We start from the raw sequence: 13,232 nt of genomic DNA, 5'->3' as shown, positions 1-13,232 counted from the left end.
CTCCCCGAGAAGAAAGAAGTAGAATGTCTAGACTTGTCTAGGATTTACGTAGCAGTTAACAGACAGATTAGAAACGAGAGATATCAGTGATGAACTCATCCAAATACTAAACAAGCTATTGCAACCAGGCATTAGCCAACGCTATCAATCAGCAGAGGAAGTTTTCCAGGACTTAGACCGAGAAGCAATTCAAGCAACTACTGAGGATATAGTTTTAGGTCAAGCTGCTGAAGTTGCCCTAAGTCAATCAAAAATGGTTGGTACAGAGGCTTTCACTGCTGCATTGGAGCGGTTAGCAAATGCCGAAGCTTGATGGTTTAGCAACCGTTTTGGATTTTCTGAATGGTTTGCAGCCTAAAATAGCTCCTTGCCTTAGTGGATTGGTGCGTTAGCGGGATTGACACCCTACTTTTTTTCACTCTCCTAATTAACGCGAACTAGGTGAATTGCTGTAGGTTGGTTGCGTTGGTCTTTGGCAGCAACGCTAGGTAGTGCTTTGCTAGAGCCTTCTCTTACAGCTACAATTTTATGCTTGAGACCCCGCGATCGCAGATAGTTAGCTACCGCCTGCACCCGTTGTTCACTAATGGTTTGGTTAATGTTAACATCGCCAAACTTAGAAGTATGACCAATCACCCTGACAGCAACAGTTTTCTCGTTGAATTGTGCAATTTGCTCAGCCAGCTTATTCAGCGTTTGCTTACCCTCATCTGTCAGTTTCGAGGAGTTAGTTGCAAATTTGATTTCTCCTTGTACTTGCAAGTTACCGATACCAGGAGCAGTTTTAATCTTGTCAGCATCGACAGTAGCAGCAAAAGTTTTCTCTGTTTTGCCTTCCAGTTTCTTTGTTAGTTCCAGGTTATCAGCACGCACCAAGTCAGTCAGCTTTTGCGTATTAGTTGTCGCCTTTGCAATGAATTTAGAGGTATACAAATCCTTGGGGTTTTGGGGAACCTGATTCAGTTTGCCTGTCAGCGTCAGCACCGCTGCTGTAGATCGAATTCGCTTATCTAAAGTTCCATCTACGAACCACTTTTGGGCTTCAACGGAGGTAAAAAACTCTATACCCTGCAAAACTGCTGCTGCGTCAGTTGCAGATAGTTTGCCATCCGCAGCAATTTGTGTCTGCAACTGGTTCGGGTTGCGGACACTCACATCTATGTGGCGGTAGTAAACTCCAAGTAATTCTGAAATCTTCTCTGGTTGAGACTGGATAAGACGGTTGGAAGCAACAACCACATCTACAATTGCTTGCGGTGCATCCTTGCTGGATAATATGACCTTGTACCCTTTCTGCCGCGCTTGAGTGACAAAAGGTTCCCAAATAACGGCTACTGCTATATTTTGATTGGGATCTTGCAACAGCTTCCAACCATCAGAAGCATCTTGCACTTTAGTTATTTGGAAGTTTGACAGCTTAAAAGCCTCAAATTTGCTACTTACAATCAGTTCTAACAGGAACTCGCTGGGGGTATCGCCAGCAAAGGTAATTCCTAACTGCTGTCCCTTTTCTTGTGCTTGCAGTACCAACTGATTCAAATCCATCAGCGACTTCAGATTGGGATACTTTTTAGTATTTAAAACAAGTGCATCTGCACCTACAGTCCGGTCAATCAACCCGATAATTTTTCCGTCGGGCTTTTGTTTAAGAAACTGATCTAAAGTCGTTACCAGTAAGTCAGCTTCTCCCTTATTCAAACGCTGAGCTCTTTTAGCCTGATCGAACTCATCTTGATAACGGAGGCTTAACCCAACTTCTTCCACTGCGGTCTGAAACACTGCACTACGGAAAGTACTGTAACCACTGAAGGTGTCTCCCAAAATGGTAAATGAAACTTTCTCGGATTTATTTTCTATTTGATGTTCTACACCTTTAATCAATTTAAAACTAAGTTGAACTGTCAACGTAAAAATAACCCAGCCCACCAGACTAAACGTTATGCCAACACCCAAGAACCATGCAACCGGATTGTCATACTTACTCATACGCAAAAATGTTGAATCTTTAAAAGAATTGCAAAAAAAAACCTAAAAGGTGAGAGAAGGAAAAAAATTACTTTACACAAATGATTTGGCTTGGGACAAAGACACATCTGTACTTAAGGTAATACCGTAAGAATTTAGTTGATAGTCTTAGCATTTCTTAATTCCACAATATAGGCATTCAAAATTCCTATTGCCTACTTTCTCCTAAACTAGTGCACCCACTCAAACTCAAATTCCAATTCCTTAACCATTTTGGCAAAAAAGTAATAATCTAGAAGTTACGCATTTTCAAAAACTTGATTATGTGAATTGGGTGAAATTTTCGGTTTGAACTGTTTTTAACAGTGAACAGTACCAGCCGCAGTTATCAGTTAAATACGAGTGGTCGCGCGTCCCCCACCAAGAGCACAGAAGGCGTTGGTGGCGGGTCTAAATCCCCCACCATACGCCTGACTGACTGATAACTGATAACTGATAACTGATAACTGATTTAAGATGCATTTCTTTGTCTCAATCAGAACTTTCATATTGAAAATACATATAAAAGGTGAGAAAATACTGAGGATTTTGTAAAAAGGCTTAACAAAAACTTGTTAAAGTTGCAGTTTAGTTAATGCACATAATCTTCTCTTTGGACAGTGCGTAAATCCTATAATCGTAATACCAGGGTTGATTTAGCAGGCATTTGCTCTGCGGCTAATATCAATTAAAGAACCAATTAACAAGGCAATTGAAGGCACCCTACCCAAATTAGAGATTATGGGTAGGCATGGTTGCGCCCTAGTGTACTAGACTTTTCAACGTTCCCAAAGTTCTCGGCGTTCTCGGTGCGCCGTCAAGACTTTCGTGAGCTGAATACTCTAGAAAAGTTTCTATTACCAACAGCAGACAATACCACTACCTTGCACCAAGGTAGCAGGCGTTTATATCCGCGTTGTATTGTTAGCAGAAGAAAATTTAGTAAGTGACGTTAATCCGTTCTTTTACTGTTAATGGTTCCAAATTTACCCACTGAGCATTAACAATCAGAACTAGCGTTGTTATATTTTTGCGCTCTTTGTTAACACTCAAAACCATTTAATGTTTGTGAGTAGGCATTACTATCACATCCCAAATATCGGTTGTGTTCACATATTGATTTCGCTTTTCTTTAGCCTTCTTTTTAGTTCGTTGTTTACTCATTGGCTCGACTTTAACCGAACTCAACTATTAAATAATCTAATATTAATATACATGAGAATATGTGTTAAATCAAGAAAAGTTATAATCAATAAACCCAGAAGAAATAATGTAGCTAAGCCTGTGTCCTTTGAAGGAAATACAAAGGACGCATGCCTATACTAGTTTTGCGTTTCCCTACCCAAATAACAACGATTATGGGTAGGAACTGCGCTCAACATTCTTATTCAAAAATAGTTCTAGATAGTTGCACCTAACCAAATTTCTGAGAGTTACCTGCTTTGTTCTTTGCACCCAAAGTAGTAGATTACTGCGACAAGGTTACGTTTTTTTAGGTTTAGTCACGGTTGTGACTTTAGCAGGTAAATCTGGGTTATTGCCAACCTCAAACATCTCCTTCGCCAAAGGTTTAAACCCTCAACTAAGGATTTCGATGCGGAGTAGAGTTTAATTCTTAATAGTACCACACTCAGGACGGCTTGTCTCTCATTGCACAAGAGTTGGGACATTAACTTTCAACCGCTTAAACATAGCCTCCCGCGCCTGCATAGCAAGGGGATCATTTAGCAGCGGTAGAGAAATAGGCTGTTGATACTTCAGTCGCAACGCTGTTTGAATCAACCAGTCAGCGACAAAGGGATTTTTTGGTAACAGAGGACCGTGGGAATAGGTAGCTATGGCATTCTGATAAAATGCTCCTTCTGTCCCATCTTCGCCATTGTTACCCAACCCGTACGCCACACGCCCCAGTGCTTCCACCTTTCCCAGCTTCGTGCGTCCGCCGTGATTTTCAAAACCAATCAAATAAGCTTTACTACCCGTCATCTCTTCCAAGTCCCGCGCCAAACGAGTCGCTGTCACTTCTATGACCAAATTTCCAATACAGCGACGGACATTTTCCCCAGGATGCACAGACACCAAATCTAATATCCCCAAGCCTTCAATACGCTGTCCAAAAGCTGGTTCATAATAGTGTCCCAACAACTGGGGTGAACCACAGGTAAACACTCCTGGAGTTCCATTTTCAATCTTCTCGCGTATTGCTTCTGCTTTCGCACCCTGCAAATCGCGCATAACTATTTCTTGCTGACGATCTTGTGCGCCACCACCAACAATCACATCTACCGAACGAATATCAGTGACTGTAGCACTTTGATCTAAAGGTAATACTTTGACATCGTATCCTCGCCACTGACTACGGCGTTCTATACAGATGACATTACCTCTGTCACCGTAAGTACTCATCAGCTTTGGATACAGCCAGCCAATTGTTAACTTATACTGTTGATCACTCATATCTCTTAACTCGTAACTTCTCACTTATGATTTTTCTTTAGGGACAGGTAGTCACAGGATTGCCACATTGCTCTTCTGGTGCTAACCATCCTTTCAAGTTTTTGTATTCAACAAACGCCCATTGTCCATTCCCGCCCAAAAGCTTCACCTCAGTCGTTGCAGGAATTTTTCCTAACTTGCGGCTTTGGCTACTAGGGCTAGCATAAACAAAAACGCCGCCCTTGCTACCATAGCCGCGAGTGCTAGTCCCTAACAAGGGAGCATAAACCCATCCTTTTTTAGCCGAAAATACAGCTGTTCCTCCTATAGTTTCGGCTTGACTTATTTGTACCCAATCGCCTTGACAAGCGGTAACAGTCGCAATCACACCTTCAGTGTTTGTCGGGATCTTAGCAATGACCTGCTGGTTAGAACCAGGACTAGAACGCACATTCAAACCTTGGGGATCTTTATCAATAATGTATGCATCAAATCGACAAGGTACCTGTTTTGCAGGTGTTCTTTGTGCTAATAAAATAGGTTGGGTCTTTGTAAGCGCATAACAAGTCGGTACTTTTTGAGAAAATTGGCAAGCCGTAAAGCTAGCCAACACCGTAGAGACAAAAGCTATGTGCTTCATGGCACTTTTTCCTCTAATTACAAAATCTTCCGACCTGTCAGGACTTCTCGCACTTCTAGCATGGCTGAATAGGTAGGAAGAATGTGTAATGTTTCGTTTTCTGGTGTGTGTTCCAGCGCAGTTGCAATTGCTTGCCGCAAATCTTCTTCGACAATTAAATTAAAATGACTATCAGGAGTCTTTTCGCTGTAGCGTAGACGCAGCGCCATGTCATAGAGGCGATCGCCACTCACAACTAAAGTCCCTCCCCGTTCCACCAATTTCTCTGTATCTACATCCCAAATCCACGATACATCAGTCCCATCGGGTGTCCGGTCATTCAATACAAGCAGTGTCGTTTTATCATGACTTTGAGTTACGACACGAATTGTTTCATTCGTTCCTACCGGATTTTTTGACAACAAAATTCGTACCCGTTTGCCATTAATTTCTAAGTCTTCAGCACGACCAAATGCAGCTTGGAAATTGTTAATCGTATCCAGGATAGTTGCTTCATCAACTCCTAACTCACGAGCAGCAGTAGCGGCTGCCAAAGTATTATATTTGTTGTATAAACCTACAAGAATTTGGGGAAATTCGCTGCTATCAAGCACAGGTTGACTTCTACTAAAGCCGCATTTAGGACATTGGAAATCTCCTAAATGAGACAAGTAAACACCTTTGTAATCTAAAGAGTGTCCGCAATTGGGACAAAATATTGAATCAACGGCGTGAGGAATTTCATCTAGATAATTTTCTGGCTCATTTAAGCCAAAGAATAATACCCGTTGGGGTAACTGCTGACCAAGATAAGATAAAGTTGGATCATCAGCATTAGGAATAACAACTGTTTCTGGTGGAAGCGTAGAAATGATTTTTGTCCAGCGCTTGCTAATTGTGTCAACTTCCCCATACCTATCGAGTTGATCCCGGAACAGGTTTAAGCACAGAATAATCCGAGGCTGAATCGGTGTCAAAATTTTCGGTAGGATATTTTCATCGACCTCTAAAATAGCGTAATCAACATCTAAATTACCTATTAAGTTGGTACTTGACAACAGTGCTGTCATCAAACCGTTTTCTAAATTCGCGCCTGTAGAGTTGTGAGCAACGCGATACCCTTTGCGTTCTAGAATCGTGACAAGAAGTAGCGATGTGGTCGTTTTGCCATTGGTACCAGCAATCAAAATCACCCCGTTCTTCACCTGCTGAGTTAATAACTGCAACAGTCGGGGTTCAATGCGACGCGCCAGAGAACCTGGTAAAACACTAGCTGCACCCAAGCGCAGCGATCGCACTCCGAAAGTGACGCTTTTTGCCACTGACACAGCAAAAGCCAATCGTATCCTGTCTATCAGTTGAATTTTGTTTCCCACATCAGTACCCTAGTATGCTTGAGTGTTACTACTTTGTAACTCTAAGTTTCAAATTTAATCATGTATTTTCGCGAATCGTTGCCAAAATAGCCAGTCCAACAGATGACAGATAATAGAGTACAGGTGACATTTTAGTTAACTCATTATTGGTTGTCCCCTTATTTCCACCCCAGTTTGCTAAATTCAGCACAAACTTAGAAAAAAAAAGACGTGAGAAGGTTCGTTTTGATGAATTGCATAAAGTGGCGCTTTTTACAGAATCTCATTCCAAACTGGCGGCGATTGTTATCCATATTCCTGCTGCTTAGTTGCTTGTCATTTCTAGATATGCAATCAGCTGTTGCTGGTATAAATGATGATAGATATGACGGCAATCTTTTTGTGGTTTATGCGGGTAATGGTTCACTAGTTCCTCCCAAAGCAACGCTAGCAAAGGCTTTAGCGGAGCATAGACCCACCTTTTTGGCTTTCTATGTAGATGACAGCAGCGATAGTAAGAAATATGCTATTGTCATTTCAACAGTACAAGAATTTTACGGTCGGGCAGCAGAAATTATACCTGTTAATGTGGATACTATCCCTGCCAAACAAACCTATAGCACCACGGAACCCGGTTATTACTACTCTGGGGCTGTTCCCCAAGTTGTCGTGTTTAATCAGTCAGGTGAGGTTGTTTTGAATAAAAAAGGTCAAGTCCCCTATGAGGAAATAGACGACAGGTTTCGAGAAGTGTTTAATTTGCTACCTCGTACCGAATCCGTGCAATTGAAGCGGCGAGCGTTCAATGAGTTTAGTAGTGAGTTAGCTAAGTAACTAGTCGGGCAGACAAAATTTGTCTGCCCTGTTATTTCGTCTTATTAGATACCACAAAGCAATGAATTCTGAAGGATAATTTGTACGAACAATATTTAAAAATTATTGAGAACTGAGGACCTAGGAAGTCAGGAATAAGTAACTCAATAAATAATGACTATTGACCCTTCGGGTATCTCCTCCCCAGAGGCTGCGCCAACGCCCTTCGGGTATCTCCTTCCCAGACGCTGCGCGTATCCCTCACGGGACGCTTTGCGCTTACGCCAGTTAAGGGGGCGCGGGAAACCCGCCGATGACTGACTGGACTCACCAGTCGCCTAGGTCGGGAAAGCCGTCATTCGCGCTGGCTCACTAATGACGAGTAGAGTGTGCTCTGATGTCAAAGGTTTACACTACCGAGCAACTAATCCAAATTCTGCGGTCTGAACGCCAAGCTTGTCTTACAGGAAAACGCCTGAAGTTAGCAGTCACTGTCTCTGGCAATCCTGTGATAGACCAGTTTATCAGAACCGATGGGCTACAAAAGTTCACGGCATACCAAGATTTTAAAGCGACCATTCACGAATACCAAAGGGAACATCAAGTTTCAGGTATTGTCTGGCGTGAAGTTGCTGTTAAAGGTAAAACTTTGCGCTATCCAGAAGTAGATGCTCAGTTAATTGCTTTATCAAGTGACATAGAAACATTAAAAGCGGCGAAAAATGACATATTGGAATTTTGGAATGAAGTCACTGTGGGTATGGACTTGTACTTAAGTTGTAATCATGGTAAAACGTATCAACAAATTATAAAAGCTGATGTAGATAGAATTGCTCACAGAACAGAATGGACAAGTTTATGGAAGTGGGAAAATACTAACTTTTTGGAAATAATATTACACTTAGGATGGGGGCAACCAGAGGAAGCCTGTTATAAAAGAGGCTTTCCAATCTCAGGCAGTGAGTCGATTCATGCCGTCAATCCAGGTCATCGTCCTATTGGTTAAGTGAAAAGTCGGGTGGACAATGCTCACGTATTCTGGTATAACCAACCGACTTAAGGGCTTAGTATTCTTTGGAATATTACTAAAAACTATTAAAAAATCTGTTCAGACAAGAGTGCCTAATTCTAGTATTATATAGCAACGACGGGATTTGCACCCGCATCTCCTGGTGTATACCCAGGAATTCTCCTGCTTGAACTACGTTGCTGTTGGCAGTGAACCGAATCAAACGGTTATCATTCGTGTTGGCAGACACGTGCTTTGCCATTAAGCTACACCGCCACAAGAAAGAACTTTGTATTGGTTAATAGTAAATAATATATTGATAAATCTACCTTTTGGTCATCAGCTATTAGTTATAGTTACGATTACCTAGCCCGTCCTACGATCACGCGTAGTGTGTCCATAACCGCAAAGTGTGCGCCTAGCGCTTATACGAAGTATGCCCGCAGGGCTTAGGATATACGGCTTACAAGACGGGAAACCGGACGCCAGTCCTTATAACCAAGGGAACCTCCCCAACCCTAGAGGAGAATCCGATCCGGCACTCAGTTATATACTGTACCATTAGGCATTGTCACTCTCCGGAGAATTGCGGCAGTTAGGTCAGCTCCTAAGATATTTGCTCCTAAGAGGTTGGCATACCTAAGATCCGCTCTGCTCAAGTCAGTTCCTAAGAGATTAGCATTCCTCAGATTAGCATTCCATAGGTTTGCTCCGCTTAAGTCAGCCCCAATCAGGTTCGCCTCGCTCAGATTGGCGTTTCTGAGATTAGCACCACTTAAGTTAATTCCACTCAGATTAAATCCACTAAGGTTATATTCGCTGAGATCAGAGTTTTTCAGATTCACTCCCGTTAAGTCAGTTCCTGTTAAGTCAGCATCTAGTAAGTTTGCCTGAATGAGATTAGCTTTGCTGAGTTTTGACCCGTTGAGTTTTGCTCTGTATAAGTTTGCTCCACTCAAGTTGGCTGCTGTGAGATTCGCACCCTTGAGATTTGCGCCGTGTAAATCTGCTCGGCTCAAGTTCAACTGGCTAAGGTTAAGTCCACTCAGGTTTGCTCTATCAAGATTAGACCCTTTGAGGTTAACACCAGTTAAATCAGCTTCGCTAAAGTCTACTTGTTGCAGGTTGGCTTTGATTAAGTGAGATTTGCTGAGACTCGCTTTCCTAAAGTTGGCTCTACTAAGGTTGGCTTTGCAAAAATTCACCTTTTGCAACTGAGTTTCACTGAAATCAAATTCACTCAAGTCAGTCCTGCTGAGGTTTACTCCATCAAGGTTAGCTCCTTGGAGAACAACTCCAGTCAAGATAGCGCCATTGAGATTTGCGCCAGATAAATTTGCATCACTTAAGTTGGCATGAGTGAGATTTGCTTTGTAAAGTTTAGCCTGACTCAGATCCACTCCTCTCAAGTCTGCCCAACTGAGATTCACCTCTCTGAAGTTCACTTTTGTGAGGTGTGCGCCGCTCAGGTTTACCTTGCTTAGGTTGAGATATATCCTCTCGGGATATACACTCCTCGTCCTAAACTCGTTCCAAGTCGCTACACCTTGAGCCAGTATGGAAAGGAGTTCAGACTGAGAAACAAAATTCGGTTTTTCTGACATTGCGTTCTATGAAGAGGAGCGGGCAAGGGAAAATAGGGAATCGCTAACAGCTTAAGAGCCTTACGGTTTCTCCAAAGGGAAATGCTTCTAAGTCCAACCCACCGGGAGTCACTACCCACAAAACAGGAAAAGCAGGACGTTGTTCGGGAAAAGTCCCGTATCCATCGGTGAGGTAAACACAGACACGACTACTATGCCAGTCAGCTTGCTCGCTAACTGTTTCAAAAAAGGGGACAAAAGATGTCCCGCCACCACCCATTGGTTTGGGGAGTTGGCTGTTTATTGCCAGGTTGTAGGGTCCGTAGACATCTGCTGCTGCATAATAAAGTTGACATTTTAAGTGCGGGTAAGCATCGATAATTCCTGTGACTTCGCTAAGGAAAAGTCGTAGTTCATGGTCGCCTACAGAACCACTCGTATCCACAGCCACGAATACCTGCACCGTCTCACCTTCAAGCGCTTCTAGGTAAAGCCGTTGACCAATAAAGCGGCGGTCAAAGCCTGTGAAATCTGTTGGTGTTTGCACTAAGTAACGCCATAGGTAAGAACGCCAGTTGAGCTGCGCTTCGCTTAAGGCTCCCAGTTCTCGTTGCCATCCTGCTGGTATGCTACCCTGGCTGTTGCTAGACCGCGCTACGGCGATCGCCTGTTGCATAGCGTTACGCCAGTGAGCTTCCAAAGCTGCTTGTTTTGCCTGGTCTAGAATACCACCACATTTATTAGATGCAGAAGTTCCATATAATGGCTCATATAATAAGTCTGTTTCACAGTTCAGACAACGCCTATTCTGTTTCAGCAGTAATTCATAAATCTCCTCGACGCTCAAATTCTCTAGCTTTGGGTCACGTAAAGCACCCGCAGGTAGTTCAAAACCATCTTGTTGGGCAATCATGCCATTGACAACAATATCTGCGGCAATGTTCCACTGCATTTGTTCCCTAGCACCACGACGAGGGATATGAAGCAGAGCAGCGTGCAAGACTTCGTGTAACAATAAACCATCGACTTGGGATGATGGAAGAGATGCGACAAAATCGGGATTGATAAATATGTCCTCTCCATCGGTAGCTGCGGTAGCAATTTTTTCAGTCGAAATGACGCGAGCAAACAGCGCCAAAGTTGCCAAAAAAGGTGACTTCATTCGCACTCGCAGCATAGAGGCACTGATAATCTTATTTGTTTCTGTTGCTAACTTCATCTTTCTATCCCTAATTTTAAGAGTTTTTTCTCACTCTTGACGGAATTCCTCCAACAATTGGGGAAAATAATTTCAACTCATCTATAGCAGTTTTCTCTGAAACGTAGACGCGCTCTTCGGCGTACAAGACGCCAAGGGATGAAAGAAGAACCGAAAAGTATAGTCTTACAACTCTTTAACGGATGACTGAATTATTATATTGATTCTGATGCTGAATAAAATTTTGTAGCAGATTTAGCGTTCACTTTATCTATGTATGCATAAAACCTTTGATTATGTAGAAATATGAGCAGAGAATTCAGTAACTCTTTTCGAGTCATTGCTGCAAAATTTTGTGTTGTCATCATACTCTCCAAAAATCATAACAATTTATCAAGATGACTTTCTTGTTTTTAGGCAAGAAAAATACTTGCCTAGTTGTTTTCATCTACAACTAATGATATAAATCGAAAATTCCATTTTTCTTGCTCAGTAACTGAAAATGAAACAAGTTAATTGCTACAGTGTGGGATAAATAGTGAAATCAGTGACCAGTGAACAGCAGCAAAGGCATATAGTGGGCTACTTAAACGAGCCTTATAAAACTGATAACTGATAACTGTTAATTATTTCAGACAGTTTTCACACTGGCACAAATCTACTCAAACAAGATATTCTACCTGCTATTAACAGCATTCTAAATTCTACAAACCCATTAACTCTTGAAAGTCCTTAATAAACTTTTGAAGATTCTCGTCTTTTTGTACCAATTGTGCCAAAGCACCGATTTGTTTTTTACTTCGCATAGTGCGAAACAAGTCTGTAGCAAATAACTGTACCCATTCCATTGCTGCTACTTGAGAAATCCAAGTAAAGGCATTGTAAGCTTGGTTAGCATCTGCCGCTCGTATTGCTAAACCAATAGTTGTGGCATAGCGCACAGAAGGTTCAGACGGAAATTTGATCGCATCACCTCTGCCTGTAAAAATCTGAGTTAAATTAGGCAGGTTGTCATAAAGTTTGATGTAAGCATTAAACTCAGCAGCTGTTGCTATTCCCACAGCAGGAGCAATATCTAGTCCAACTGTATGTAGCTGACTTGCCATCTCCCATGAGCGAGGAGAAGGCCAAGCAGGCTGCTGCGGATCAAGTTTGTGTAGTAGGGTAGTACGGAAAGAGAGAAAAGCAATAACTTGCTCGTGAATTTTCGCAGAAAGAGCATAAGATTTGAAACTTTGAAAGTCCGGCTCAACATGCAAATGTAAAAAGCGATTCGCAAGTGGAGAAGGCATATCAAATACAGCCGCTCGGTCTTCTTTACGGTTGCCTGCTGCCCAAACAAACCAACCTTGTGGTAGGATGTAAGATCCAACACGGCGGTCAAGAATGAGCTGTTGAGCTACACCCTGCATTGCTGGAGGAGCCATATTTAGTTCATCTAAAAACAAAATCCCTCTGCCAGAACTAGGCAGAAATTCCGGTGGATACCACTTAGAGACACCGTCCTCAGGCACTGGCAAACCCCTTAAGTCAGTGGGAGCCAGTTGGGAGAGACGCACGTCTATAAAGTCAATTTGATGTTTGCGAGCCAGTTGCGCGACGATGCTGGATTTACCAATACCAGGAGGTCCCCAAATCATTGTGCTGAGAAGCAAGTTCTGGCTCAACAGATTGTTAAGGTAGGCTTTGAGGTCTGCTGGTGTCATGCGATTTTGGATTTTGGATGAATGAAACCAAGCTGGCAGGACTTTTGACCCTACCAAGGTGTAATTTGACACTTAAATCATTAGAAATTTTTCTCCTAATTTCAACAATACTTTTGTCGCGTATTGGCGTTAGCCGTGACATTACACATGGTAATATCATCGCTGCTACTTACAAGAACTTGGCAGCAGTTCTGGAGGAGCGCTTGATTGCTGGCAACTGATTGAGCTAAGTCTATGCTATGTGCAACAACTTCTTACAGGCGAATTCCACCAATTTTTTCTTCCACTGCCTCTTATTCAAGGATAAGAACATGGCTGAGGCTGAGTGGTGATAGTTGACTCTTACGATGCTGTCTCACTCAAGTTAAACAGCTTTTTTAGTATATAACGCACCCATTACAAATTTAACATAGTCATTCTATTTGACTATGCTAAACTCAACTATTCATAATGTAAGTATAAAGACACAAACCAGTTTCATAGAGAAATTGGATTTTTAGAGTTTAAAC

Annotated in this window: 11 protein-coding genes and 2 tRNA genes; 4 read left to right on the top strand and 9 right to left on the bottom strand. The window is 42.3% G+C overall.

The genetic code is table 11. The features are described from left to right. Positions 1-118 precede the first annotated feature (118 nt). Positions 119-313, top strand: a complete 195-nt coding sequence (locus tag ACM0OZ_RS39150) for a hypothetical protein (protein WP_414588249.1) — start codon at positions 119-121, stop codon at positions 311-313. A gap of 110 nt (positions 314-423) precedes the next feature. On the opposite strand, the gene ACM0OZ_RS39145 is transcribed toward ACM0OZ_RS39150, so the two are convergent. The 4 genes from ACM0OZ_RS39145 to ACM0OZ_RS39130 form a co-directional block, all read right to left on the bottom strand. Continuing rightward, the gene (locus tag ACM0OZ_RS39145) at positions 424-1,986 is read right to left on the bottom strand and encodes an OmpA family protein (protein WP_414588248.1); all 1,563 of its coding nucleotides are present in this window, start codon (positions 1,984-1,986) and stop codon (positions 424-426) included. A 1,665-nt stretch (positions 1,987-3,651) separates the two neighbouring features. Next, the gene (locus ACM0OZ_RS39140) at positions 3,652-4,461 is read right to left on the bottom strand and encodes a type 1 glutamine amidotransferase (RefSeq protein ID WP_414588247.1); all 810 of its coding nucleotides are present in this window, start codon (positions 4,459-4,461) and stop codon (positions 3,652-3,654) included. 37 nt (positions 4,462-4,498) lie between these two features. Then, positions 4,499-5,080: an SH3 domain-containing protein gene (locus ACM0OZ_RS39135; RefSeq protein ID WP_414588246.1), complete on the bottom strand. Its 582-nt coding sequence runs from the start codon at positions 5,078-5,080 to the stop codon at positions 4,499-4,501. A gap of 17 nt (positions 5,081-5,097) precedes the next feature. Then, positions 5,098-6,435 carry a MurT ligase domain-containing protein gene (locus ACM0OZ_RS39130; protein WP_414588245.1) on the bottom strand — a complete coding sequence of 446 codons (1,338 nt, stop codon included), beginning with the start codon at positions 6,433-6,435 and terminating at the stop codon, positions 5,098-5,100. Between the two features lie 228 nt (positions 6,436-6,663). Between ACM0OZ_RS39130 and ACM0OZ_RS39125 the strand changes: the two genes are divergently transcribed. Together ACM0OZ_RS39125 and ACM0OZ_RS39120 are read left to right on the top strand one after the other, a co-directional pair. Beyond that, positions 6,664-7,248, top strand: coding sequence for a thylakoid membrane photosystem I accumulation factor (locus ACM0OZ_RS39125; protein ID WP_414588244.1), 585 nt, complete (start codon positions 6,664-6,666; stop codon positions 7,246-7,248). Between the two features lie 376 nt (positions 7,249-7,624). Continuing rightward, positions 7,625-8,233 (top strand): hypothetical protein, encoded by a 609-nt coding sequence (locus tag ACM0OZ_RS39120; RefSeq protein WP_414588243.1) that lies wholly within the window; start codon positions 7,625-7,627, stop codon positions 8,231-8,233. A gap of 133 nt (positions 8,234-8,366) precedes the next feature. Here the strand turns inward: ACM0OZ_RS39120 and ACM0OZ_RS39115 are convergent. The 5 genes from ACM0OZ_RS39115 to ACM0OZ_RS39095 form a co-directional block, all read right to left on the bottom strand. Next, a tRNA-Tyr gene (locus tag ACM0OZ_RS39115) sits at positions 8,367-8,438 on the bottom strand. 2 nt (positions 8,439-8,440) lie between these two features. Further along, positions 8,441-8,512 (bottom strand) — tRNA-OTHER (locus tag ACM0OZ_RS39110). 266 nt (positions 8,513-8,778) lie between these two features. Then, positions 8,779-9,840, bottom strand: coding sequence for a pentapeptide repeat-containing protein (locus ACM0OZ_RS39105; protein WP_414588242.1), 1,062 nt, complete (start codon positions 9,838-9,840; stop codon positions 8,779-8,781). Positions 9,841-9,883: 43 nt separating this feature from the next. Continuing rightward, positions 9,884-11,038 (bottom strand): DUF2201 family putative metallopeptidase, encoded by a 1,155-nt coding sequence (locus tag ACM0OZ_RS39100; RefSeq protein ID WP_414588241.1) that lies wholly within the window; start codon positions 11,036-11,038, stop codon positions 9,884-9,886. Between the two features lie 683 nt (positions 11,039-11,721). After that, positions 11,722-12,795 (bottom strand): AAA family ATPase, encoded by a 1,074-nt coding sequence (locus ACM0OZ_RS39095; protein ID WP_414588240.1) that lies wholly within the window; start codon positions 12,793-12,795, stop codon positions 11,722-11,724. Between ACM0OZ_RS39095 and ACM0OZ_RS39090 the strand changes: the two genes are divergently transcribed. Further along, entirely contained in the window at positions 12,789-12,944 is a 156-nt protein-coding gene (locus ACM0OZ_RS39090; protein WP_414588239.1) for a hypothetical protein, read from the top strand. The two genes, ACM0OZ_RS39095 and ACM0OZ_RS39090, sit on opposite strands and share 7 nt — an antisense overlap. The last annotated feature ends 288 nt before the right edge of the window (positions 12,945-13,232 follow it).

Source organism: Scytonema sp. PCC 10023 (assembly GCF_963920835.1).
Taxonomy (GTDB): Bacteria; Cyanobacteriota; Cyanobacteriia; order Cyanobacteriales; family Nostocaceae; genus Kalymmatonema.
This window is presented reverse-complemented; position numbering and strand designations above follow the sequence as displayed.

What these genes read in the sequence shown, in the direction of transcription:
- ACM0OZ_RS39120 (WP_414588243.1), top strand. Translation starts at nt 7,625, where the DNA reads ATGTCAAAGGTTTACACTACCGAGCAACTAATCCAAATTCTGCGGTCT.
- ACM0OZ_RS39105 (WP_414588242.1), bottom strand. Translation starts at nt 9,840, where the DNA reads ATGTCAGAAAAACCGAATTTTGTTTCTCAGTCTGAACTCCTTTCCATA.
- ACM0OZ_RS39135 (WP_414588246.1), bottom strand. Translation starts at nt 5,080, where the DNA reads ATGAAGCACATAGCTTTTGTCTCTACGGTGTTGGCTAGCTTTACGGCT.
- ACM0OZ_RS39125 (WP_414588244.1), top strand. Translation starts at nt 6,664, where the DNA reads ATGAATTGCATAAAGTGGCGCTTTTTACAGAATCTCATTCCAAACTGG.
- ACM0OZ_RS39140 (WP_414588247.1), bottom strand. Translation starts at nt 4,461, where the DNA reads ATGAGTGATCAACAGTATAAGTTAACAATTGGCTGGCTGTATCCAAAG.
- ACM0OZ_RS39100 (WP_414588241.1), bottom strand. Translation starts at nt 11,038, where the DNA reads ATGAAGTTAGCAACAGAAACAAATAAGATTATCAGTGCCTCTATGCTG.
- ACM0OZ_RS39145 (WP_414588248.1), bottom strand. Translation starts at nt 1,986, where the DNA reads ATGAGTAAGTATGACAATCCGGTTGCATGGTTCTTGGGTGTTGGCATA.